The organism is Staphylococcus devriesei (genome assembly GCF_002902625.1).
Classification (GTDB): Bacteria; Bacillota; Bacilli; order Staphylococcales; family Staphylococcaceae; genus Staphylococcus; species Staphylococcus devriesei.
On the sequence record NZ_PPRG01000001.1, the window covers coordinates 1 to 26292 of the forward strand.

Below are 26292 nucleotides of genomic sequence, written 5' to 3' on the forward strand. Positions count from 1 at the left end.
TTTATAAATTTACCATAAATGAAAGCGCTTTTGATGTGTCATTTTTACAAATATTTGATAATTGTGTGTGAAATTAAGATTTTCGAAAATTAATTCGAAGATTAGCAAGCTAATAAGTAGAAATATAAATTAAAACCTAATTTAATATAAATATGTATTGCCATTTATCTATATTTTACTTTCTAAAATATAGTCGGATTTTTAAATTTTAAATATACTTTTTAGAAATATATACCTAAAAGCTAATTACCCCATCAATAAAATATTGATGGGGATTTCTTTAAAATGTTTTCATATCAAATTAGAGGTCTAAAGCAAAATAATTTTTAAATTTTAATACAATTTAGCGTAGAGGTGTTTGTTTACTCTTTTTCATTTCTACTTATATTTTTCGATAACTTGTTTGTAATACTTTTTCAGCTCTTTATTATCAGTTTCTTTAAATTGTTCATTCGGAAGTAGATTAGGATCTTTATCATTATAATCTTTAGGTGCGAATCCTGAGGACAATGTCACATCGTTTTTATTTTCAAATTGATATTCAAAGACTTTGCCTTCTTCAGTAAATATATATTTGGTAATTGGCTTACTTAAATTAGCTACTTTATCATAGCCTTCTACATTAGAAAGTGTCTTTGCGTCATAATCATATCCCGTTTTTCCATCTTTTGCAGTATATACAGTAGCCCCGGTTATACCGTGTAGATCAAATGCTTTTCGTCCAGGCTTATTAGCATTAAATACTTGAATTTCTCCTTTAGGTGTCATTGCATACCAATCGCCTTTAGAAATACTACTTGTACTAAAATAACGACTCGATACTGCTGTTCCTCTTTTTTTACTTCTATCAGATAACCAAGCAAGAACTTTACTTTTAATTTCATGTTTATCTTTCTTAGTAAACTGAGATTTAGATACTTGATTACCATTAGATTTATTTTGTGCAATTGCAACCTTTTCAGGTTTATTATTTTTTTCATTTTCATTATTACTGCACCCAGCACATATGATAAAACATATAATTATAATTGATAATATATTTATATACCGCTTCATAAACCTTAATCTCCTTTTAAAAGGAAAACCGATTAGTCTAAGTACTAAGAAATTTAACTATTTTTAAACTATATTTCAGATTCTCAGATTCCTAGAACACGGTTTTATGATACTAATTCTTTTTTATACCAAATTGATCAACCAATTCTATACTACGGTTTTCACCTTTACTAATATCTCCTCTTAGTTGATAAATTTTAACTTTTAGTTGATCGTCTTCCACTTCATAAACTGAGAAGTTCTGAGACGATGAATCTCTATTATTTTCATGCTTATTATTAAATGCATCTGTTTGTTGTGGTTGTTTACCTAATTTAAATAAACTGTTGTAATGTTTTAAATCTTTTTCAGTAAGCCAACTCAATTCAGGTCTAACCTTTTTAATATGATCTAATGAACGATCATAGATATTATCGTACTCTTTTGTGCCACCAGTATTTGGTAAAACATAAACCGCTCCTTTAGGATTGTCATAGTAATTAACGCCATCTTTACCTACAAATTGTTTTGCATTTTCTTTTTTAGCATTAACAAAACTATTTTTAGTAGAAGTGTACTCTAAAGGATAAGTACGTGAAAGAACGTGGTCATGACCTTGTAATACTAAGTCAACATCTAGCTTATTGATTTCTTTAGTTAATTCTCCTCTAACTTTTTTAACATCTTCATCTGAAAGTGCATGGTATGATTTAGAATACATTGGCTTATGTAAATTTAAGATTACCCATTTTGCCCCGTTAGCTCTTGCTTTCTTAATATCTTTTTTAATCCATTTCATTTGTTCCTTACCAATAGCTTTTTCATCAGTGTTATCTTTAGACTTTTTATTATCATTAGTATTGGCCACTACCATATGTGCGCCATTATAATCAAATGAATAATATGAACCTCCATTAACGGCATTATTTGCTTTAGGTACATTCATATGTTTGTTAAATGCACCTAATAATTTTTTGTCTTCATCATTTAAAGCATACTCATCATGATTTCCAGCTACTGACGCTATAGGTAAAGACATAAATGAAGGTCTAGATTGTTTGTATAAATCTTTCCATCCATCTTCAACTTCTGCTACTTCAACAAAATCACCGGTATGTAATGCAAAGTTTGGATTACCCGCTGTATGGATAGCATTTTTTAATGGATCAGCACCAAATGTAGCTTCATTTCTAACATGTTCATTCCAAAACGCATTTTGTGTATCAGTATATTGTACAAAGCTAAATGGATCTCCCTTTTTACCAGAAGTTTTAAATGTGCCAATAGGGCTTTTCTTTCCCTTCTCACTACCAACTTTATAGTAATATTTAGTGTTTGGTTTTAAACCATTTGCTTTAGTTTTATATGTATACTCTTCTTTCGCTATTAAGCCAGCTTTCCCATGTTTATCTCCACTAGTCCAATCGGGCCCACTAGCATTTTCATCAGTGTAATACCCATTAACTTTTGGCTTTCCTTTTTCTTTAATAGGCTCTCCTTCATCATTTTTAGCTATATCTTCAAAAATAATATTGCCTTTTTTATCACGTTCAAGATACTTTGAATTTACCTTTTTAGGTTTAGCATCAAACGATTTTACATTTTTAAAGTTTTTATTTTTTGAAACCCATACTTTAGAATCTTTAAATTTGTCTGTAGTATACCAACTAAAACCCATTTCTGAACGGGTATCACCGTTAATATTAGTTATGATCCTATTAGGATGATTATTCTTTGTAACTTTAGCAACTTCCGGTTTTTTATTTAACAACTTAATGCTATCATTACTTGCATTTTGTGGTGGATTTCCTGCTCCACTTGCTTCGACAATATTAGTCTCAGAAGCTATACTAAACAATAATGTAGCGCTTATTACTGTACTAAACATTTTTGAGTTAAATTTAACCACTTCTATATTTGCCTCCTCTGATAATTAAATCACCTACAGTCAATATTGTAGCAATCCTTTTTTAATACAAAGTTAAACTTATATAAACTTTGTAAATTTCTAAAATATATACAAATAAGCACAAAGAAATAAAATGAAATATGAATTATCAAAATTATTAAATTACATGTATTGTAATTTTTTTAATTATAAATGGAACTTATCGCTCAAGAGTAAGAGTTATTCAGTTATAAGTCTTGGAAATATTAGCTTTTAGAGCTGGAAGTTTTGTTGGTACATTCATATACCAAGCGGAAGATTTTAATCTCTATCTAAATTAAGAAATGGCGGATGGTCCGACTTTTGTAACTAGCTTATTTTAAATTAGACAGTACATTTATCTATAAATTACTATTAAATCAAAATAGTTTTAGAACTTACACAAAGTTAGATGCAAACTTTTAATATAGTATAGAAGTAGTGAATGATAGAAAACAAAACGACTATGACGTTAAAATATCGCGTCATAGTCGTCTTTTCTATTGTATTTAATTACTAATCAAGTCATGAATCGTCTCATCATCTATATGAGTGATATCACTATTTTGGTTTACTGTATTGATAATTTTATTTTTGTGTTTAATTAAAAGATCTTGTACAAAGTTTCTAGCCCATCGTCCGTTAGATTTTTTAGAATCTTCTACATTAGAATAGATGTTAATAACTTTTTCTCTTAATAATTGTTCGTTAAATGTCCATTCTTCTTTTTCGAGAGATAAAACTACAATCTCTGCAACTTGTTGTGGCGTATAATCTTCAAAATGTATTTTATAAGGAACTCGGGATTGAAGACCTTCATTTGATTCAGTAAAACGTTTCATATCATCTTCATAACCAGCAAAAATTGCGATAAATTTACCTCGATTATTTTCTAATTCGATTATAAGCGTTTCAATGTTATATAGACATTTATTCATATAAAAAGAAGACTTCTAACGTGAGAAATCTTCTTTGATTAAACTTAGTCATTTAAACTATCTTGAATAAGACGAAGTTCTTTTTGTAATTGAGCTGTACGTGTTTCGATTTCCTTTGTTATGAAATCGATTTTTTCATTACGTTTCAATTCTTTAGGAATATCTGATTGATAGATAGGTTTACCAAATTTAATTAAAGCTTGGCCTGTGATTAAGCCATGCAATTTTTTGGGGCCTACATATGCTGCTGGTAAAATAGGTGCTTTACCAAGTAATGCAATAGTTGAGGCACCACGTTTTAACGGTGTACCCTCTACAGATGTACGGTGTCCTGCTGGGAAGATTCCTACAGTTTTATTTTCTCTTAATAAATTCACTGGACGTTTTAACGTACTTGGTCCAGGATTTTCACGATTCACTGGAAACGCATTTAAAGATGTTAAGAATTTGCCAAACCATTTGTTATTGAATAATTCTTTTTTCGCCATATAATGAATTTCATTTGGGTACAGTGCGACACCTAACATGATGACCTCGTTATAACTTTCATGTGTACATGTCACTACATACTTATTATCTTTAGGTATATTCTCTTCACCTAATACATGTAAAGATTTAGCCATTTTCACTAAAATAAAATCTAAAAATCCACTTACAAATTTATACATGTTCTGTCACCTGCTTCTTGTTTTCTACGCTTTCTTGATTTTATCACTATCCACATTTTTGAACAAGATTTCACAAAGATACATCTAAAGTCTGATAGTACTTTACTAGCAAAATTTCCCAAAAAAATTCATAATTAAGGTAATAATTTATTTAATAATGGAGGTTTAAAATGTCTGACTACAATCAAGATAATCAATCAGCACATTTCAATTACCAACAATCTCAACCAAGAAAGCCTAAATTCCCATGGTTTAAAACCATTTTGGTCGCTTTAATTGCAGGTATTATAGGCGCATTATTAGTGTTAGGTGCAAGTAAAATGTTGGGAATGTTTGGCTTAAATGACAATGGCTCACAAGTTCAAGAAGCGACTAATAGTAAAGGTGGCAACGTTCTTGATGATAAAAGTGAGAAATATAAATCCGTCAATGCGATGATTAAAGACGTATCCCCTGCTATTGTAGGCGTAATTAATATGCAAAAAGCTACTAGCTTCAATGACTTATTACAAGGTAAATCATCTTCTAAAGCTGAACAAGCTGGCGTTGGATCTGGCGTTATTTATCAAAAAAATGATAATTCAGCTTATATAGTTACTAATAATCATGTCATTAGTGGAGCTTCAGAAATTAAAGTTCAATTACATAGTGGTAAACAGGTAAAAGCTAAGCTCATTGGTAAAGATGCAGTGTCTGATATTGCTGTATTAAAAATTGATAATACTATAGGCATCAAAGCGATTAAATTTGCTAATTCTTCTAAAGTTCAAACCGGTGATAGCGTATTTGCGATGGGTAACCCTCTTGGCTTAGAATTTGCTAACTCTGTTACTTCTGGAATCATTTCAGCAAACGAACGTACGATTGAATCTAATACAACTTCAGGTGGTACGAAAGTTAATGTACTACAAACGGACGCTGCTATTAATCCAGGTAATTCTGGTGGTGCGCTGATTGATATTAATGGTAATTTAGTCGGTATTAACTCTATGAAAATTGCTGCCGAACAGGTTGAAGGTATCGGTTTTGCAATTCCAAGTAATGAAGTTAAAGTTACCATAGAACAGTTAGTGAAAAACGGTAAAATCGAACGTGCATCAATTGGTATTGGCTTATTAAACTTAAGTGATATTCCAGACTCGTATAAAAAAGAACTCAACACTGACCGTGATACTGGTGTTTACGTTGGAAAAGTCGATAACTCAAGCGATTTAAAAGTTGGCGATATTATCACTAAAATTGACGGAGAAAAAGTCGAAGAAGATACTGATTTAAGAACATATTTATATCAAAATAAAAAACCTGGCGAAACTGCTAAATTAACAGTTGAACGCGATGGTAAAACAAAAGAAATTACAGTCAAATTGAAAAATCAAAAATCAACTTCTATCAATTCAGAGCCATCATCTGACTCAGAATTTGGTAATAATGGTAGTAGCCAATTTATACAATAATTAAATATATAAAATGCACATCTAGCTAATTTTCATAGCCGGATGTGCATTTTTATTATTTTGCCAAATCTTTACTTTTAAAATCTGATTAACTCTTTTAATTATGAAAATTAAGTCTATCATAGCCTACATTCATTAAACGTTTTGATATGTTAAAACGTTAATTGATATAAGAATTATTTGTAGTTAACCATAAAGTATTTTTTCTTACCACGACGAATGATTGTAAATTCATTATCAATTTTATCAGCGTCACTTAGTTCATAATCAACTGACTGTTGGCGTTCGCCATTAATATAGATCGCGCCATTATTAACATCTTCTCGTGCTTGACGTTTAGATGATGAAATCCCTGTTTCAATTAAAGCTTCAATAATATTTGTTGTTTCAGATGATAATTCAGCTTGTGGCACGTCTTTGAAGCCCTCTTTTAATTCTTGAGCAGACAGTGATTTTAAATCACCACTGAAAAGTGCTTGAGAAATACGAATAGCATCATTTAGAGCATCTTTGCCATGAATAAATTCAGTGACATTTTCAGCTAAAGCTTTTTGAGCTTCACGTAAGTGAGGTTGTTCCTCTTTTGATTGTTCTAAACGCTCAATTTCTTCTTTATCTAAGAAAGTAAAGTATTTTAAGAACTTAATTACATCTTCATCAGATTGATTAATCCAGAATTGATAAAATTCATATGGACTTGTTTTTTCAGCATCTAACCAAACTGCGCCAGACTCAGATTTACCAAATTTTTTACCGTCTGACTTAGTTACTAATGGAATTGTTAAACCATAAGCTTCAGTTTGACCGTACATACGACGCATTAATTCAATACCACTCGTGATGTTACCCCATTGGTCAGAACCACCTACTTGCATCTTACAATTTAATTCACGATTTAAGTGACCAAAGTCGATTGCTTGTAAAATTGTGTAAGTAAATTCTGTATAAGAGATGCCGTTTTCTAAGCGTGATTGAATCGAATCTTTACCTAACATGTAGTTTACGCCTACATGTTTACCGTAATCACGAAGGAAACTAATTAAAGAAATTTGGCTCAACCAATCTCTATTGTTAACTAATACTGCACCTTTATCAGTCCCATATTCAAATAATTTATGCATTTGTGCACTGATACCTTGTACATTTGCTTCAACTTGTTCTTCAGTTTGTAATACACGTTCTTCAGATTTACCTGAAGGGTCACCAATCATTCCAGTGCCTCCACCAATAAGAACAATTGGACGATGACCATGTTCTTGGAAACGACGTAATGTCATGAATGGTAATAAATGACCAATATGTAAGCTATCAGCTGTTGGGTCTGCACCACAGTATAATGAAATTTGTTCTTTATTTAATAACTCCTCGATACCTTGCTCATCAGTTTGTTGGTAAATTAAGCCTCTCCATTGTAATTCTTCTAATAATGCATTTGTCATATTCAATTCCTCCTATTATGGTTTAAAAGATAATTTTTATATTAATTTTCAGAAAATAAAAGCGCCCTTACATCGCTAAACAATGTAAGGGCGCTTGTGCACGTTACCACCATACTTAAACAACTAATTAATCTTAGTTATTCGCTCTCTTAATGATACGTTCATTAATTAAACGTAGGATAAATAGTAATGAGGTGTATTCATATAAAAGCAATTGTTAGTTTACAGCCACCACTAACTCTCTATAAATCACAGATATATTACTTCTCCTCTTATCCAATATATATTGAATTGGTATTAATTATAAGTAACACTTCACTAAAAGTCAACTTACCGAATATGATATACTATATTTAAATTTCGGGAGGATTAAGATGAATGACAAAGTAGCCAATTTTAAATCAGACAACAAATTAAATCGTTTTAAAACAGTCTACAAACGAATCAAATATATTCTTGTAGGCTTATTTGGTATTGGCTTATTTATTTCACTGATTGCCTTTGTGGCATTGGTTGTTTATTTTCATTCCTTAACACAACACGCCTCTCAACTATCTGATAATGAATTGAAAGAAAAAGTCCTACACTTTGCAGGTGATAGCGTATTAAATCACGATAGAAAAAATGTCTTACAAGAGTATGATCAATCTGAAAACTCTTTAATTGTGGGCCCTCATCATGTCAGTCCTAATGTTATTAAAGCACTTACTTCATCTGAAGACACATTATTCTATAAACATAACGGCATTCTTCCAAAAGCGTTAGTTCGTGCTATGGTTCAAGATGTGTTCAAATTAGACCAAAGCACAGGTGGTAGTACGATTACGCAACAATTAGTGAAAAACCAAGTATTATCTAGTAAAAAAACCTATAGTCGTAAAGCGAATGAATTAATACTCGCTATGCGCCTTGAAAACTTATTATCTAAAGATGAAATTATTTATACATACTTAAATATCGTTCCTTTTGGCCGAGATTATAATGGCAACAATATTACTGGAATAGCATCTGCTTCATACAGTTTATTTGGCATACCACCTTCTGAACTAAATGTGGCTCAGTCGGCCTATCTTATCGGTTTATTACAAAGTCCTTATATGTATACGCCATATAATATGGATGGAACTTTAAAACCTTCTGGTGAGGTGCAATTAAGTATTCATCGTCAACATTATGTGTTAAAGAGAATGTTAATTGAAGAAGTTATTAGTAAAAAAGAATATAATCAAGCTAAAAATTTTAATATTTATAAACATTTACTTACTAATCCGAATTTAAAGAATCATTCTAAACAATCGGCATAAAGTATAAATATATCGTTAGCTTTTTAAAATAAAAAAGTAGTAGAGCTTATCACCCTACTACTCTTATAACTTATTCTTATTAGAATAAACCTACAGCGTGGCCGTCATCTGTAACGTCCATATTTAATGCTGCTGGTTTTTTAGGTAAACCAGGCATAGTCATAATTGCGCCTGTTAATGCTACGATGAAACCTGCACCTGTTTTAGCTTCTAATTCTCTAATAGTGATATCGAAGCCACTTGGTGCACCTAATGCTGTAGCATCGTCGCTGAATGAATATTGTGTTTTTGCCATACAGATTGGATATTTGCCCCAACCGTTATCAGTGAATTCTTTAAGTTGTCTTTTAGCTTTTTTACTGAAAGTAACTGAAGAACCACCGTAGATATCTTTAACGATTGTTTCGATTTTTTCTTCTAATGATTGATCTAAATCATATAAGAATTTGAAGTCGTTTGGTTGTTCGATAACTTCAAGTACTTGGTTAGCAAGGTCTACGCCACCTTTACCACCTTTTTCCCAAACTTCAGTTAAAGCAATACGTACATTATTTTCTTTAGCCCAAGCTTTAACTGCTTCAGTTTCAGCATCTGTATCGTGAATAAATGCGTTTAATGCGATAACTGGTTCAACGCCGAATTTACGGATATTGTTAACGTGACGTTCTAAGTTCACAATACCAGCTTTAACTGCTTCTACGTTTTCTTCTTTTAAGTCATCTTTAGCTACGCCACCGTGCATTTTAAGCGCACGTACTGTTGCTACTAAAACAACTGCTGATGGTTCAAAACCTGCTTCACGAGCTTTAATATCGATGAATTTTTCTGCACCTAAATCTGATCCAAATCCTGCTTCTGTAACTACGATATCAGATAAATCACGTGCAGTTTCAGTTGCTAAGATTGAGTTACAACCATGTGCAATGTTAGCGAATGGTCCACCATGAACTAATGCTGGTGTGCCTTCGATTGTTTGTACTAAGTTAGGTTTGATAGCATCTTTTAAAATCATTGCTAAAGCACCTTCAACTTTAAGGTCAGCAACTGTAACTGGTTTACGGTCACGTGTATAACCAATTGTAATACGGCTAATTTTATCTTTTAAGTCATTAATATTACGTGCTAAACATAAGATTGCCATAATTTCTGACGCAACCGTAATATTAAATCCATCTTCACGTGGTACACCGTTTGTTGGTCCACCTAGACCTACTGTAACGTGACGTAAAGCACGATCATTCATATCTAATACACGTTTCCAATCGATACGACGAACATCTATACCTAGGTCATTGCCTTGGTGAATGTGGTTGTCGATAAATGCTGATAACGCATTGTTAGCTGTTGTAATAGCATGGAAGTCACCGTTAAAGTGTAAGTTAATATCTTCCATCGGTAACACTTGTGCGTAACCGCCACCAGTAGCGCCACCTTTAATACCGAAAGTTGGTCCTAACGCTGGTTCACGTAAAGCAACCATAACGTTTTTATTTAATTCATTAAATGCATCAGCTAAACCTACTGTTACTGTTGATTTACCTTCTCCGGCTGGAGTTGGGCTCATTGCAGTGACTAATACAACTTTCCCTTTGTTTTCTCTAGGTTTAACTTGATTAATATCAATCTTCGCTTTGTAATGACCATATTGTTCAAGAGCTTCTTCTGGAATACCAGCGTTTTTAGCAATTTCTCCAATAGGTTTTAGTTCTGATTGATTAGCAATATCTAAATCTGATAAATGTGCCAACTTATTTCAACCCCTTGTAAATATTAGTTTAATTTGTATGTAAGAATGAGGTTGTGACAATTTTGGTTAATGTCTTACCCTCTTCTTTGAATCTTACATACTAATAATAACTAACTATGAAAGCGATGTCGAATTTTTGAGAGCGTTTCCAATGATTTGTGTAAAATTTAACTAATTTTAGTCGGAAAATTGCATAAAAAAAGAAGCGAGGACAAAATCTTATCTATTTCAAAGATTTTATCTTACGCTCCTGTGATTGAGATTTGTAATTAGCTTACGAATTATTTAGTTGTACCTCTATATTCAACTCTATGAGGTAGTATAACGTTCGGTTCTTCAATTTCTTCATCATTCATATATTTTGTTAATAAACGCATGCCTACTGCACCGATATCGTATAGTGGTTGGATGACACTTGATAATCTAGGTCTAACCATTTCTACTAGACGTGTATTATTAAAAGTAATAATTTGCAAGTCTTCAGGTACTTTAATTCCAGCGTCTAAGGCACTATGCATAATTCCTATGGCCTGTTCATCGCTAATAGATAGAATTGCATCAGGTAAATTGTCTTTGATTTCTTCAAATACTCTAATACCATCTTTATAGCTTTCTGAACCTGAAAGTTGAACGGTATCATTTAATTTAAGCTGATGTTGATCTAATACTTCTTTTAAGCCACTAAGTACATCATCTTGTGCTTTTTTAGAGTAATCACCACTTACTAATGTAAACTCTTTCGCTCCAGATTGGATTAACTCTTCAGTAATTTCCTTAGCTGCTTCTTTAAAATCAATATTTACAGAAGCGATGTTATCATCTTTACCATTAGTACCTGATACTACAACAGGTACTGATGATTGATTAATTAAACTTTTAATTTCATCAGAAATTGTACCACCAAGGAAGATTATTCCATCAACTTGTTTACTTAATAAGTTACTAAAGATTTCTTTTTCTTTTTCAGGATCATTATCTGAATTTGAAATAATGGAATGATATTTATACATTGTTGCAATATCTTCAATACCACGCGCTAATTGCGAATAATAAATATTAGAAATATCTGGAATAATAACGCCTACTGTTGTCGTACGTTTACTAGCTAGCCCTCTTGCCACAGCATTAGGTCTATAATTTAACTTTTTAATAACATCATTAACCTTTTTACGGGTTTCAGGTTTTACGTTCTGGTTACCATTGACTACTCTTGAGACAGTTGCCATTGACACTCGAGCTTCTCTAGCAACATCATATATAGTTACTGTCATAATTTCCTCCTTGTAAGCGCTTTAGTATCTATTATAAAGTGTTTTCATTTTATTTTCAAATTTTATCATAAAATCTATTCATACGAAATACATTAATTATTAATTCACATTTATGTCAATATTTTATGCTAAATAATTGTTATAATCACAAGCATACTTGAGAGACGAATTAAATTTCGTTTGATTTTATAATCAAATAATAGTCTTTAAATTAAAGTAATAGAAAATAGCTATCCATTTTCCCAGAAATAATAGTATAAAACATTTATTTCCTTCAGTAAAATGAATAGCTTGATATTGGCAATTATAATAATTTTAATGAGAATTATTTCAATTTTTTTGAATTGTACAATTCAGCGAGTGGCTTTAATTCACTGTAAAACTCGTTAAATTCATTTAAATCCATTTGTTGGCCACTATCACTTAGTGCTACTGCTGGATTTGGATGAACTTCTGCCATTACTCCGTCTGCACCCACTGCAAGAGCTGCTTTGGCTGTTGGAAGCATAATATCCTTACGTCCAGTACTATGTGTCACATCGACCATAACTGGTAAGTGTGTGCCTTGTTTTAAAATTGGTACAGCTGAAATATCGAGTGTATTTCGTGTCGCTTTTTCGTACGTACGGATACCACGCTCACAAAGAATAATATTTTTGTTACCTTGAGACGCAATGTACTCGGCGGCAAATGTAAATTCTTCAATTGTAGCTGATAGGCCTCGTTTTAATAAAATAGGTTTATTTGTACGGCCTGCTTCTTTTAATAATTCAAAATTCTGCATGTTACGTGCCCCAATTTGGAAGACATCTAAATAGTCATCTGCCACTTCAAAATCAGCAGGATTAACTATCTCACTAACCACATTTAAACCAAATTTATCTTTTACGTTTTTCAATATTTTAAGCCCTTCTACACCTAAACCTTGGAAATCATATGGGGATGTACGAGGTTTAAATGCGCCGCCACGAATGAATTTTTCTCCTTTAGCTTGTAAATCTTGTGCTACAGCATCTACTTGCTCTTGAGATTCAACTGAACATGGTCCAAATACGAATGATTTATTGCCATCTCCTATTATTCCGCCATTGTCAAATTTCACTATTGTATCTTCAGGTTTAAGCTTTCTAGAAACATATAAATGTTTTTCATGTTCTGATTTTTGTAAGTCAGTGGAGGCTTTAAATATCTCTTTGAATAATTGCTTAATGACATTATCATTAAATGGACCTTGGTTACGATCCATTAGGTGATTAATCATCTCTTTTTCGCGTTGTGGATCGTAAACTTTTGTACCTTGTTTAATCTTCTCTTCGCCAATTTTTTGTGCTAGTTCCCCTCTTATAGAGAGTAAATCTAAAATTTGATTATTAATAGAAATGATTTCATTTCTATATTGTTCTAACTTTGTTGACACTACTACTCACCTCAAAAATTTTACTTACTTATTTATATTACTTTAAAGCGATAAAATAATTATATTTAGATAATATTTTAACAATTACATACCAAATGTTCAACCGTTCGGCATGTTTAATTTTCAGAATTTTAAGAATTCTAATTTATAAACCTTATTTTACATTAAAGATTAAAAAAAGAGCAATGCAAATTCAATCGCATTGCTCTAAATATGAGTTATTAATCATTAAACGTACGTTTGTCTATTTTACTTTTAGCTTTTTCAGTTCTTTGTTTCTGCTTAGCTGTTTTATTGTTTTGAGCATCTTTCTTATTTTGAGTTTTTGGCTTGTTGCTATTTGATTGCTTATTGTTTGATTGAGATTTAGTCTTTGGTGCTTGATCTTTAGTATCATGAGTAACGGCGCCATTGTCAAATTTAGCTGAAGAATGAGCTTGATTATTTTTAGATTTAACTTCACCTTTATTAATATCTTTTGTTTCTTTTGTAACTAAATTTGGCACTTTTTTATTAGTAGATTTCGCAATCGGTGTTTCTGCTAATAAAGATTTTGTTTTACTAGCTACTGATTTATCATTGCTTAATCTTTCATGTTTAGCTTTAGCAGCTGTAGCTAATCTATCGGCAGATAATTGTTTAGCGTTGTCTGGTGTCTCATTAGTTACTGATGGATCTGATAAATTATTTTCAGCTGCTTCTGTTTTCACTGCATTTTGTTGGGCAACTAATTCAGATTTGCTTACCTCTTTTGAATCTTTAGCATTTTGACTGTTATTTTTAGTAACTGTTTCTGCTTTAGCTTCTTGAATTTCTTGTGCTTGTGGTGATTGATCAGCTAAGTCATCTGAAGTTTCTGCTTTTATTGCATTTTGTTGGGCTACAATTTCTTCTGCGCTGTTCTCTTTATTATCTTTTTGGTGATTATTTGATTCTGTTGCTTCCGCTTTAGCTTCTTGAATTTCTTGTGCTTGTGGTGACTGATCAGCTAAGTCACTAGATGTTTCTGCTTTTATCGCATTTTGTTGGGCTACAATTTCTTCTGCGCTATTTTCTTGGTTATCTCTTAAATGACTATTGTTTGTTGTTGCTTCTGCTTTAGCTTCTTGAATTTCTTGCGCTTGTGGTGATTGATCTGCTAAATCGTCAGAAGTTTCTGTTTTAATTGCGTTTTGTTGTGCTTTAAGTTCATCAGAAGAGATTTTAGAATCTTTATTATTTCTGAAATCTTCTATTTTTTGTTTAACGTTCTCAATACTACTTTCAGCTTGTTGTTTAATACCATTATAACGCGTTCTAAACTCTTCTTCTTTCGCTTTAGCTTGGTCTACTTTTTCTTCAGCTTTATTTTTATAAAATAAACCTACTGCAGAACCAATTAAAGCACCTGTAATAAAGCTAACTACAAAGTCTTTACGTGAGGGATGAGTGCTGTTTCTATGTCGGCTAAATTGAGAATGTTGAATATAGCTACTGTTTTGTTGGTTTACACCTTTACCATGTAAATCTTTACCAGTATTATTTGTTTCCATTTCATCTCTATTGTAATGTTTTGTATTTAAGCCTTGGCGAGCTTTTCCATTAACTTGGTTAACGCCATTATCACGTAAATCTTCACCTGTATTGTTTGTTTCGAATGCATCTCTATCATAATGTTTAGTGGCATTTGACTGTGCTGCATCATCTTGTTGGTTTGCGCCATAGCCATGTAAGTCATTGCCTGTGTTACTTGTTTCGAATGCATCTCTATCATAATGTTTAGTAGCATTTGACTGCGCTGCATCATCTTGTTGGTTTACCCCTTGTCCATGCAAGTCGTTGCCTGAGTTATTTGATTCATATGCATCTCTATTATATTTCTTACTCATGCTAATTCCTCCTATAAGAAATGCACTTAAACAAGTACAAACCTCATTTAAGTGCATATGTTTAAATCGTATTAAAAGTTTTTATCTACGTTAGTAGTGTAATTCTGTGTTGAATGATTTGCATCATTACCTACAGAACCACTTCTGTAGTTTGCACTTCCTCTACGGTAGTGTCTATTTTGCCATTTGTCAGCAATTTCCATTGCAACATTTGACCATTGAACTACTTGAGAAATCTTATCTTCATTTTGAGAAATGTTGTGTGTAATTGAGTTAGTTACACGGTCAACAGAACCATTTAAAGTTTGAACTGAGTCACCGATGCCTTTAACGCCATCAACAACAGAATTTAAACGTTCAACTTTGCCTTGGATATCTTCAGTTAAGCGATTTGCTTTGTGAAGTAAATCCGTTGATTCACGAGTGATACCTTGTATTTGGCCTTCAACACCATCAAGTGTTTTAGCCACTTGATCTAAATTCTTTTTAACTGAAAGTAAAACCACTACGATTCCAATACATAATACTAAGAATGCAATCGCGGCAATAATTCCAGCAATTGGTAAAATCCAATCCATTAAAAACGCCTCCTAATTACCTTTTAATATAAAAGTCATTAATTATAAATACCCAGCATAATTATATATAAACATATTAAAATTCATTTGTCATGCCGACTTTTTCTTCGTAGGCACGTTGAAGCTTTTGAATGTCTCCTGCGCCCATAAATAAAATTACGGCATTTTCAAATTTTTCTAATACGTCAATATTATTTTCATCGATTAAAGTAGATCCGTCAATACGATTTATTAAATCTTGGATAGTTAATTCTCCATTATTTTCACGAATTGAACCAAAAATCTCACATAAGAATACTTGGTCAGCTTTACTTAACGATTCAGCAAAATCGTCTAAGAAAGCTTGTGTTCTAGAAAATGTATGCGGTTGAAAGACAGCTACAATATCTTTATTAGGGTATTTCTTACGTGCTGTTTCAATTGTAGCACTAATTTCTCTTGGATGGTGAGCATAATCGTCTACAAGTACTTGTTTAGATACATATGTTTCATTAAAGCGACGTTTTACACCACCGAAAGTTTCAAGTGCTTCTTTAATGTTGTTTACGTCCATTTTTTCTAAATAACTAATTGTAATCACTGCTAATGCATTTTGAATATTATGATCACCATATTGAGGTGTTAAGAAATGATCATAATATTCTCCATCAATATAGACATCAAATTCTGTGCCTTTATCTGTGATTTGAATATTTTCAGCGTAAACGTCATCTTTATTATTTAAACTGTAATAATAAATGGGTACGTCTGCTTGTAATTTTCTTAAATGTTCGTCATCACCCCATGCAATAATTGCCTTTTTAACATTATGTGCCATACTTTGGAAAGCACTTGCTACGTCATCAATATCTTTAAAATAGTCTGGATGATCGTAATCAATGTTAGTCATAATCGCATAATCAGGGTGATAACTTAAGAAGTGACGACGATACTCACATGCTTCAAATGCAAAGTAATCACTCGCTGGTAATCCCATACCAGTACCATCCCCGATTAAGAAAGAAGTCTTTTTATCTCCGTTCATAACATGAGACAACAAACCAGTTGTTGATGTTTTACCATGTGCACCAGTTACGGCTACTGATGTGTATTGATTAATGACATGACCTAAGAAATCATGATAACGAATAACATCTAGTTTTAATTCATGAGCTTTAACGATTTCTTCGTGTATATCAGGAAACGCATTACCTTGAATTACTACCATACCTTCTTTAATATTTTCAGCACTAAATGGTAGAATTTTTATTCCTTTATTTTTTAATGCTACTTCTGTAAATACATATTTTTCAATATCTGAGCCTTGCACTTCATGCCCTAAATCATGCATGATTTGTGCTAAAGAACTCATTCCTGCACCTTTTATACCAACAAAATGATAATGCGTCATATACATAAACTCCTTTTAAATTAATCTTTCTGTAAATCTGCCTCAGTAATAAATACATCTCTTGGTTTAGAACCATTAGCACCAGATATATAATCTAGTTGTTCTAATTGATCAACAATACGCGCAGCACGATTATAACCAATTTGGAAATGTCGTTGAATTAATGAAGTGGATATATGTCCTTCTTGAATCATAAATTCGCACACATCATTAAATAATTCATCCTGTGCTTGAGTTTGGTTCTTCTTCAATAGTTCCTTTTCCTCAAATAAATAATTCGGTTCTCTTTGTTCTTTAATAAAGTCAACTACATCATCAATTTCTTCGTCAGAAACGAATGTGCCTTGTACACGTATAGGTTTATTCATTCCACTGCCAAGATAAAGCATATCGCCGTAACCTAATAAGCGTTCAGCGCCACCACTATCTAATATAGTTCTAGAATCAACACTAGATGAAACCATAAACGCTATACGCGTCGGAATGTTAGCTTTAATTAATCCAGTAATGACATTTACTGAAGGTCTTTGGGTAGCTACCAACATGTGTATACCACAAGCACGTGCTTTTTGTGCTATACGTGCAATAGATTGTTCAACTTCTTGAGGTGCCATCATCATTAAATCAGCTAACTCATCAATTACAATAACAATTTTTGGAATTCTTTGCTCATATGAAGCTTTCTTATTAAATGCCGTGATATTTCTAACATGATATTGCGCAAATAATTTATAACGTCGTTCCATTTCATCAACAGCCCATTTCAAGCTTTGGGTAGCTGCCTTTACATCGGTAATCACAGGCGATACTAAATGTGGTAAATCATTATAAGGTGCAAGTTCCACCATTTTTGGATCAATAAGTAATAACCTTAATTCTTCGGGATGGTTCTTATAGAGTAGTGACATTAAAATACTATTGATACACACTGATTTACCTGAACCTGTAGCACCAGCAATTAAGGCATGTGGGGTCTTAGCAATATCCATTAATAATGGTTCGTTATTGATACGATTACCCATTGCTACAGTTAATTTAGAATCAGCATTTTTAAATTTCTGAGTCTCGAGAATCGACTTCAAATTAACTTTAGTCGGGTTCTGGTTAGGAACTTCGATACCTACAAGGCTTGTGCCAGGAATTGGCGCTTCAATACGAATATCTTTAGCGGCTAAAGCCATTTTTATATCGTCTTGTAGAGCAGTAATGCGCGATACTTTTACGCCTTTTTCAACTGCAAGTTCAAATCTTGTTACACTTGGTCCTCGAGTCACATTTTGAACTTCTGCCGGCACGTTAAAGTAATAAAAAGCATCATTCAATTCTTGTTTTTTCTCGTCTATCCATGTTTCATCGACATCATATTCCTCAGGCGCTTCTAATAGATCTAAACTTGGTAGTTTAATATTTGGCCCTTTTCTAATTGTATTCTTAGCAACAGTTTGAGATGATGTTTGGCCAGAATCTTGTTGTTGATATTGACCTGTTTCACTATGATTTATAGATGTCTCATTACTTTCATTTTGAAAATGACTCTCTTCTATTTCATTATGAGGTTGACCAATCGTATCTGAAATTGTTTCTTCCTCATTGTTACCTTCTTGTTCAACATGATTTTCAATAATATTAGAATCATTATCCATTAAATGATTATCTTCATTATTTAACGATTGAGAAGCGGTGTGTTCATCTTCATCTTTAGTTGAAGGTGATAAATGAGATTGAATATCTGTGGATTCATGAGTAGAGTTAAATTTAGTTTCTGGTTTTAACTCGGGTACATCTACTTTAGAACGTGTTCGTTTATCTTTTTTCGCATCCATCATTTTTTTCTTATCAGATGGTGTCATTACGACATTAAACGGTCTACTTCCTGGTTTAATATTACGTTTAGGAGTATTTGTCTGTTCTTTTATTTCATTCTCATTATCTTTAACATAATTAGACGTACTATCTTCACTGTTGTTAGTGATAGTCTCTTCGCTAGTTTCACTAGTACTATCTTCTTTATTAGGTTCAACTATTGATGTAGCCTGTTTAATATCAGAGTCTATTGCGTGTTCTTCTTCTACTTCATTATGGTATTCTCGATTATCCACATCATGTTTAGGTTGATGTCTATCTTTAGCAACAGCTGCTTGTTCTTGAGAATTCAAATCTTCATGATGTTTAGGTGCATATTCAGTCTCTGATTCAACCGCATTCAGCACAAAATCAATATTTTCATCGCTAGCCGAAGGGTGAGATTGAATATCTACATCTTTATACTCATTCTCTTCACTGTTTTCAATTTCACGATAGTTAGCTTCATCAATATCATTGTAGGATTGTACATATTGATTTGTTTCATTATCATAGTCTGTGGCTCCCATGACATCTAAATCATCATCATTAGACATTTGGTCAGAAGTTTCATTTGAGTGATATTCCTCGTGGTTTTCATTAGCCACTTTACTTGCATCCACATCACTAACTTTTACATCTTCGTCATTTACTCGTTGTAGACTAGTAACTTGATTCAAATCGACTTCTTCATAATTATAGTGTGCGTCATCTTCACCGTCTTGTTGTTTATTTTCATCTTGGTTATTTTCACTGAATTGCTCAGTATCAGTGCCTAATGCATTTTCATGTTCATTAGCAAAATGACTCTCATTATCTTCATCATGGTCTAGAGAACTTTCACCAATATACTGTTGAGCTTGTTTAGCGTACATTTCATCAATAGCTTTTTGAATACCATCTTCTTTTTCATCAACTTGTTGGCGCTTATGTTGTAACGCTTGCTTAAATCTACGTTTTTGTTGAGCTTTTCGCTCTCTCTCACGTCTAATTTCTTCAACGATTTGGGAAGCATAGATATTTTCAATATTAACCGTATTATCTCTTTGAGAGTAACTTGGTGTTTTACTTTTAGATGACTCAGTTTCATTATTAACATCATTATGTTGTCCGACTTTACTACTAGTGTCTGGCTGTGTAGAAGTCGTAGAGTCACCTTTCAACTGTGAGTTAACCTTTTCATAGTTATAATTATGAGACGATAACGTTTCATTGTTATCTTTTTTAGATGAAGTTGACTCACTATTGACGTCATCGTTAACTGGAGGAATAACTCCATTTTCAATTGGTCGTCTTTTTTTTGTTCCAAATATCGCTGAAGGTACTTCAGACGTTTTAAAACTTGGGCGATGATATGTAAAATCAGAATTCATTTTATAATCTGATTTAAAGCGCTCTGATTGTAATTTAAAACGATTATGATTTTGAGAACTTCCTGAGTGCTTTGTATTTTTTGTCTTCGATGCACTTGTGCTAGTGGTATGAGTATTATAATCGCTCCTACGTGAAGACGAAGTACGGCTTTGAGGTGTTCTATTTTTAAATGAAGGTATGCCAGTATCATCATGATTAGTGTGTGTTCTTCTACGTCGTCTACGAGTATCGTTCGAATCGTTATTATAATAGCTTATACCATTATCTTTACTCGAATAATGAGACATATAACTATTATTATCAACATGTTGGTGTGACTCAGTAAAATCTGTTTCTTTGCTTTCACTATCATAGTATATGGCATCTTCATAGTCTTCATTATCTCTTCCGATATCTATCGGAAAGCGAAACTTGCCCTTAGGACGATCATAAACATCATTATTTTCAGGAAGTAGTGCATCATCATCTTGCATTTTAGAGTCTTGACGTCGTTTGTTCTTACGTCTTAGTAATTCTTCATCAGAATCATTATTGTCGTTAAATAAATCGTCAAACCAACTCATACACTTACCCCCTTCCTTTTTTATTCAAAAAATGCTTTACCGACTTCATAATCATCAGATAAAACCATAATGCCTTTTTCTTGAGGTGCATTTGGTAAGTTTAATTCTCTCATTGAACAAATCATACCACTTGAATCCACACCACGTAGTTTAGCATCTTTTATTACCATACCACTTGGCATTACAGCGCCTACTTTAGCGACAACTACTTTTTGGCCTTCATCTACATTTGGTGCACCACATACAATTTGTAATGTTTCAGAACCTACATTTACTTTAAGAACACTCAATTTATCTGCATCTGGATGCTTTTCTTTAGTATTCACATATCCAACTACAAATTTTGGTGATAAGTCTGCATCAAGTTTATAGTCGATACCGGCTTTTGTAATTGCTTGTTGTAGTGCTTCTACAAGTTCAGAAGTTAATTTAACATGGCCGTTATTTTCAATTTGATAATAGTTAGAAAAATTAAAGATATTAAAACCTACAATTTTATCTTCATGAGTAATTGTAACTACATCATTTTTAGTATTGTACTCGAATGGACCATCAGTAGGCTCAATTTGTAAAAATGCAACGTCGCCTACGCCTTCTTTATTGTAAAATAAATTCATTATTATTCTCCTCTATTTACTTTATTTCTTATTATTGTATTTTTTTCGGTTCGCTTCTAAACGTTGTATCACATTGGGATCACGCTTTTGTTTATTATTTTTACCTAAGATGAAAATAGGTTCGAAATGACCTTTCTTATAACCAAACGATAAGGAAGTAATTGGCACAAGCCCTTTAGTAAAGAACTCCATAGTTAAATGCGCCATCACATCATAACCCGTTTTATTGCGAATATCTGCAATGACTAATACATCTTGATGTGGCACGGCTACTAACATTTCACCTTCACATTGTTGATAGATATCATCTAAAAACTTAGTGTTTAAAATACGACTCGCGTCATAACCATCATTGGAATTCACAAAATAAAAAATATTACCTTTTACTTCATCTGTTTTAAATTTATTTTGTAGTTTACGCACGTTAAATAATGACATTTCTTTAACTTGTTGCGTAGTTAATCCAAGTGTTTCAAGCATACTTTCATCAATCAAACGATAGGATTTACCTAAATCAAGTGCGTAGTAAATGTTAGTTTCTGCAGTATGCTCATCTATAATAAATTTGTGACCTTCTTGCGTCTTTTTATCAAAACTAGTTGCTCGAATAACAGGCATAATTTGGATATCGCTCATTCGAGAAAGTCCTTCATCATCCATTTGAGCTACAGCTTCTTCGACGTAATACACAATTTCATCAACGATTTTTTCTTTTTGTTCTTCATATTTAGCAACAATCGCATTTAACTTAATTGTTACACCTTTATGATTATCTTGTCTGTATATACGTAAGGTTTCTTCCTCACGGTCGAACTTAAAATCGACGTTTAAATGATCTAAACGTTGTTTTAATTTATCTCTCATTTGAAAGACGTTCATAATTAACAACACTCCTATATTCGCACCTTATCATATTTTACAATAAATAAGCATTCAATTACAGAAAAATTCATCTAATATACGAATTCGTTTTAATCATTTAAAGCATTAAAAGGTTTATCGTATATAACTTGTGAAATAAAGCGTTACGGTTTCAAATAATATTAACTATATTGATTTAAGAATTCATCAATTTGTTCAATCGATTTACGCTCTTTACCAATATAACTTCCTACAAGTTCTCCTTGTTTGTACACTAAAAAACTAGGAATACCCATAATATCATTTTCAATAGCTAAATCTATAAATTCGTCTCTATCAACTGATACAAATTTAAAATCAGTGTATTTTTCTTCTAATTTAGGTAAATCTGTTTCAATTACACGACAGTCTGGACACCATCCTGCAGTAAACTCAAAAACTGTGTGATCTTGTTTTAATTCTTCAAACTGTTGTTCAGATTCTAATTTAATCATAAATTTTCTCCTTCATTTTGAAATTGTAATATATTAATTTGTTCATCATCTAAGTTAATAATTGCTTGTTTAAGTAACTGACGTGCTGCGAAGTAATCTCGAATGTCGAAGATTGCATTGGTACTATGAATGTATCTTGCACATACTCCAATAACAGCTGTTGGAATGCCTTGATTCGCTTTATGAATTTCTCCACCATCTGTACCACCAGGAGAAATATAATATTGATGGTTAATTTCAAAACGTTCTGTAAGATTTAATAAGTAATCTCGGAATGTAGGTTGAAGAATCATTGTACCGTCTTTAATTCGAATTAAAGTTCCCTTACCTAATTCACCAGATAATTGTTGTTTACCTTTAATATCATTTGCTGGAGAACAATCGACAACAAATGCCACATCGGGTTGGATTAATTCAGCTGAAGCTTTAGCTCCTCTTAAACCTACTTCTTCTTGAACATTAGCTCCTACGTATAAATCAACATCTAACTCAACATCTTTGAGTAATTCTAATATTTCAATTGCTATGACACAACCATAACGATTGTCCCATGCCTTAGCACTAAAACGATGTTCAGTTAATTGTGTGAACGGCGCGTAAGGTACAATCGTGTCACCAATTTCGATACCACGTTCTCTTACTTCATTATCACTTTCAGCTCCGATATCTAACATTAAATCTTTAATTTCTGGCGCTGCTTCGTTACCAGTTCTAAAATGTTTAGGAATATTAGCAACCACTCCAATTACATTTTGGCCTTCTCTATTTTTAACCTGTAATCGTTGACCTTGCCAAATATCATTTGCTACTCCGCCAAGGTTGGTAAACTGTAACATCCCATTAGAAGTAATATTCGTTACCATAAAACCAATTTCATCCATATGTGCAGCAATCATTACACGTTTCGCATTTGCTTTCTTAGACTTTTTAACACCAAAAAAACCACCCATATGATTTGTCACAAACTCATCTACATAAGGCTTCATTTCTTTTTTCATAAACGCACGCACTTGTTCTTCAAATCCTGGTGCGCCATGCAATTCTGTTAACGTTTTAATACGTTCTAAAGTTTTGTCATTTTGCATCTTATAAACACGCTCCTTAAATGTATTATATCATTTTGATTATGGTAAACTAATGATATGAACTAATTATAGAGAGGTAAGGATTATGACACGTCAAACTTATAAATACATCTCCATTCCTGTAGCTCTAACACTTGGTTTATCTACAGCGATTGTGTTGTATTTTCTTTTGGAAAATAACAAAGTTAAAGACCCTAGTAAAATATTAGAAGAAGCGAAATCTTATTTTATGGACATAAAAGGCTCGTACATTCTTCATCAGCCATTCATCGACAATAACCTCTATTCAGAAAGATTAATTTACCAAGGTGGTATTACACAAGATAAACATAATAAGATAATTGAATATGTATTCTACGCAGACGCTAAAACAGGCGAAATCTTAAATATTCAAGAATTATAATTATCAATCTCTATCAAAAACAAACTAGGGAAAGAAAAGCTAAATAATCAAAAAACACCAAGCAACTCAATAGTCGGTTGCTTGGTGTTTTTGATACTTCACTATATTTTTTTGTTTTCATTGAAACCATATAAAATAAGCTAGTACATTAACCATTGGTATTCCCAATATAATTAACGTTAATCTAGCCTAATTAATGTTTAATATTGTTATGAAATTTCGCTTCCATACGGTAGATGCGTGATCCCTTTTCAGAGAATTTCTTTTCATATTCAGTTAAAATATTATCTTCGTCGTCTTCATCGTGAAGATTTAAATTTAATTTAGTGAAATACATGCCGTATTGCGACATACTTTCTAAACTAAATGCAAATAATCCTCGGTTATCCGTTTTAAAATGAATTTCTCCATCTTCTTCAAGAATTTGTTGATATAACGCTAGAAATGTATGATACGTTAAACGACGTTTAGCATGTCTTTTTTTAGGCCATGGATCTGAGAAGTTTAAATAGATTCGTGATACTTCATTATCTTTAAAATATTCATTTAGTTCAATCGCGTCGTTACAAATCATTTTTAAATTCGTGAGATTTTGTTCTTTCACTTTATCTAGAACTTTATACATAACGCTTTTTTCTCGTTCCATAGACACAAAATTAATATCTGGATGTTTAGCAGCTAACGTAGTAATAAATTGTCCCATACCAGAGCCAATCTCAATATAAATGGGTTGCTGTTTATCAAACCATTCTGTCATTTTCCCTGCATGTGTACCATCCATATCTACTAAATCCGGATGTGATTTCAAATAATCTTCCGCCCATGGTTTATAGCGAACTCTCATACATGATATCTCCTTAAATAAATAAGTTACTATTCATAACTTCATTTAAAAATTTTAACCAAGTGTTCATATCTTTAAATCTCTTTTGTTCTTCATACCATTGCACCATGCCGATAGATTGAATAACTGTATACCATTTCATACGTTTGTTTAAATCAATTGTTTCTTCGACACCATAAGTGCTAAACCATTGAGACCATTTCTTCTTGGGAACGTAGTTGTAGAGCAACATGCCAATATCTATCGCCGGGTCAGCAATCATTGCGCCTTCCCAATCCACTAAGTACAATTCGTCTCTATCAGATAATAGCCAATTATTATGATCAACATCACCGTGAACTACTGTAAAGAAACGTGAATCTAAGTTTGGAATATGTTCTTCTAAATAAGTTAAAGCTTTACGCACGATATGATGAGTTAATACCTCTCTAGATAATGAAGTATTAATCTTTTTCAACATAATTGTCGGTGTAATTGGTTCCATTTCCATACGTTTTAACATATTAAGTAATGGTTTAGAGCCGTGTATTTTCTTTAATAATTCAGCTACTCTAGTTTGATACATTTCAGATGGTTCTAACTCTCTACCATTCTTCCAATGTTGAGCTGTAACGACTTCACCTGTTTCAATACGTTTTGTCCAAACTAATTTAGGTACAATACCTTCTGCCGATAAAGCTGCTATAAATGGATTAGAATTGCGTTTTAAGAATAACTTCTGACCATCTTGTTCAGCCATATATGCTTCACCTGAAGCTCCGCCAGCTGAATCAAGCGTCCACCCTAACTGATAAAACTGCTCCAACTCGTTCACCTCACTTTCAATTAGAAAATGGCTCGAGAAATATAGTTTTCAAGAGCCATATATTCTAATTTGTCACATCCCGTTGTTGGAATAACGCGATTACATTATGTTTTCGTAAAGATTAATTTTAAATTAATTAGTTTTTATTGTCCTTTAGACGTTTAATTATTAATAACGCCTCTTTAATCACTCATTGATGATTTTATAATTTTTAGCCTTATTTTTCAACTGAAAATGAGAAACAAAAAGATACATTTTACTAGTCTAGGTTGGCTAAAATTCCGTTAAATCTTTAAGTAACAGTATATCATACTATTACCCTATTTGCCGGACAATTTTCTTATAAAATCAATAAAAAATAATCATCT

Annotated in this window: 21 protein-coding genes; 3 read left to right on the forward strand and 18 right to left on the reverse strand. The window is 32.4% G+C overall.

Annotation, left to right across the window (positions count from 1 at the left end):
* Window positions 1–378 precede the first annotated feature (378 nt).
* The 4 genes from CD147_RS00005 to CD147_RS00020 form a co-directional block, all read right to left on the reverse strand.
* Entirely contained in the window at window positions 379–1056 is a 678-nt protein-coding gene (locus tag CD147_RS00005; RefSeq protein WP_103165414.1) for a hypothetical protein, read from the reverse strand.
* 112 nt (window positions 1057–1168) lie between these two features.
* On the reverse strand, window positions 1169–2923 hold the full coding sequence (locus CD147_RS00010) for a purple acid phosphatase family protein (RefSeq protein ID WP_103165433.1): 1755 nt from the start codon (window positions 2921–2923) through the stop codon (window positions 1169–1171).
* 548 nt (window positions 2924–3471) lie between these two features.
* Window positions 3472–3900: a P-loop NTPase family protein gene (locus CD147_RS00015; protein ID WP_103165415.1), complete on the reverse strand. Its 429-nt coding sequence runs from the start codon at window positions 3898–3900 to the stop codon at window positions 3472–3474.
* A 44-nt stretch (window positions 3901–3944) separates the two neighbouring features.
* The gene (locus CD147_RS00020) at window positions 3945–4568 is read right to left on the reverse strand and encodes a lysophospholipid acyltransferase family protein (protein ID WP_103165416.1); all 624 of its coding nucleotides are present in this window, start codon (window positions 4566–4568) and stop codon (window positions 3945–3947) included.
* Window positions 4569–4738: 170 nt separating this feature from the next.
* Between CD147_RS00020 and CD147_RS00025 the strand changes: the two genes are divergently transcribed.
* A complete protein-coding gene (locus CD147_RS00025) occupies window positions 4739–6022 on the forward strand; it encodes a S1C family serine protease (RefSeq protein WP_103165417.1) in 1284 nt (427 codons plus the stop codon).
* Between the two features lie 176 nt (window positions 6023–6198).
* Here the strand turns inward: CD147_RS00025 and tyrS are convergent, their stop codons facing one another.
* On the reverse strand, window positions 6199–7461 hold the full coding sequence (tyrS, locus tag CD147_RS00030; protein WP_103165418.1) for a tyrosine--tRNA ligase: 1263 nt from the start codon (window positions 7459–7461) through the stop codon (window positions 6199–6201).
* 374 nt (window positions 7462–7835) lie between these two features.
* Between tyrS and CD147_RS00035 the strand changes: the two genes are divergently transcribed.
* Entirely contained in the window at window positions 7836–8765 is a 930-nt protein-coding gene (locus tag CD147_RS00035) for a transglycosylase domain-containing protein (protein WP_103165419.1), read from the forward strand.
* Between the two features lie 79 nt (window positions 8766–8844).
* Here the strand turns inward: CD147_RS00035 and CD147_RS00040 are convergent, their stop codons facing one another.
* The 11 genes from CD147_RS00040 to CD147_RS00090 form a co-directional block, all read right to left on the reverse strand.
* The gene (locus tag CD147_RS00040) at window positions 8845–10512 is read right to left on the reverse strand and encodes a formate--tetrahydrofolate ligase (RefSeq protein WP_103165420.1); all 1668 of its coding nucleotides are present in this window, start codon (window positions 10510–10512) and stop codon (window positions 8845–8847) included.
* A 281-nt stretch (window positions 10513–10793) separates the two neighbouring features.
* Window positions 10794–11783, reverse strand: a complete 990-nt coding sequence (gene ccpA / locus CD147_RS00045) for a catabolite control protein A (RefSeq protein WP_103165421.1) — start codon at window positions 11781–11783, stop codon at window positions 10794–10796.
* 325 nt (window positions 11784–12108) lie between these two features.
* Window positions 12109–13200: a bifunctional 3-deoxy-7-phosphoheptulonate synthase/chorismate mutase gene (locus CD147_RS00050; protein WP_103165422.1), complete on the reverse strand. Its 1092-nt coding sequence runs from the start codon at window positions 13198–13200 to the stop codon at window positions 12109–12111.
* Window positions 13201–13421: 221 nt separating this feature from the next.
* Entirely contained in the window at window positions 13422–15068 is a 1647-nt protein-coding gene (locus CD147_RS00055; protein ID WP_240621101.1) for a hypothetical protein, read from the reverse strand.
* A gap of 71 nt (window positions 15069–15139) precedes the next feature.
* Window positions 15140–15646 carry a DUF948 domain-containing protein gene (locus CD147_RS00060; RefSeq protein ID WP_103165423.1) on the reverse strand — a complete coding sequence of 169 codons (507 nt, stop codon included), beginning with the start codon at window positions 15644–15646 and terminating at the stop codon, window positions 15140–15142.
* Between the two features lie 76 nt (window positions 15647–15722).
* Window positions 15723–17036, reverse strand: coding sequence for a UDP-N-acetylmuramate--L-alanine ligase (gene murC, locus CD147_RS00065; RefSeq protein WP_103165424.1), 1314 nt, complete (start codon window positions 17034–17036; stop codon window positions 15723–15725).
* A gap of 20 nt (window positions 17037–17056) precedes the next feature.
* On the reverse strand, window positions 17057–20815 hold the full coding sequence (locus CD147_RS00070) for a DNA translocase FtsK (protein WP_103165425.1): 3759 nt from the start codon (window positions 20813–20815) through the stop codon (window positions 17057–17059).
* Window positions 20816–20835: 20 nt separating this feature from the next.
* Window positions 20836–21432, reverse strand: a complete 597-nt coding sequence (gene ytpR, locus CD147_RS00075; RefSeq protein WP_103165426.1) for a YtpR family tRNA-binding protein — start codon at window positions 21430–21432, stop codon at window positions 20836–20838.
* 21 nt (window positions 21433–21453) lie between these two features.
* Entirely contained in the window at window positions 21454–22311 is an 858-nt protein-coding gene (locus tag CD147_RS00080; RefSeq protein WP_103165427.1) for a DUF1444 domain-containing protein, read from the reverse strand.
* Between the two features lie 164 nt (window positions 22312–22475).
* Entirely contained in the window at window positions 22476–22787 is a 312-nt protein-coding gene (locus tag CD147_RS00085) for a thioredoxin family protein (protein ID WP_103165428.1), read from the reverse strand.
* Window positions 22784–23872 (reverse strand): M42 family metallopeptidase, encoded by a 1089-nt coding sequence (locus CD147_RS00090; RefSeq protein ID WP_103165429.1) that lies wholly within the window; start codon window positions 23870–23872, stop codon window positions 22784–22786. Before CD147_RS00090 ends, CD147_RS00085 begins: the two co-directional genes overlap by 4 nt.
* 85 nt (window positions 23873–23957) lie before the next feature.
* Between CD147_RS00090 and CD147_RS00095 the strand changes: the two genes are divergently transcribed.
* Window positions 23958–24275, forward strand: a complete 318-nt coding sequence (locus CD147_RS00095) for a PepSY domain-containing protein (RefSeq protein ID WP_103165430.1) — start codon at window positions 23958–23960, stop codon at window positions 24273–24275.
* A 193-nt stretch (window positions 24276–24468) separates the two neighbouring features.
* On the opposite strand, the gene trmB is transcribed toward CD147_RS00095, so the two are convergent.
* Window positions 24469–25119 (reverse strand): tRNA (guanosine(46)-N7)-methyltransferase TrmB, encoded by a 651-nt coding sequence (trmB, locus tag CD147_RS00100; RefSeq protein WP_103165431.1) that lies wholly within the window; start codon window positions 25117–25119, stop codon window positions 24469–24471.
* Window positions 25120–25132: 13 nt separating this feature from the next.
* Complete coding sequence (locus CD147_RS00105; RefSeq protein ID WP_103165432.1) at window positions 25133–25924, reverse strand: phosphotransferase family protein; 792 nt, start codon at window positions 25922–25924, stop codon at window positions 25133–25135.
* Window positions 25925–26292: the final 368 nt, after the last annotated feature.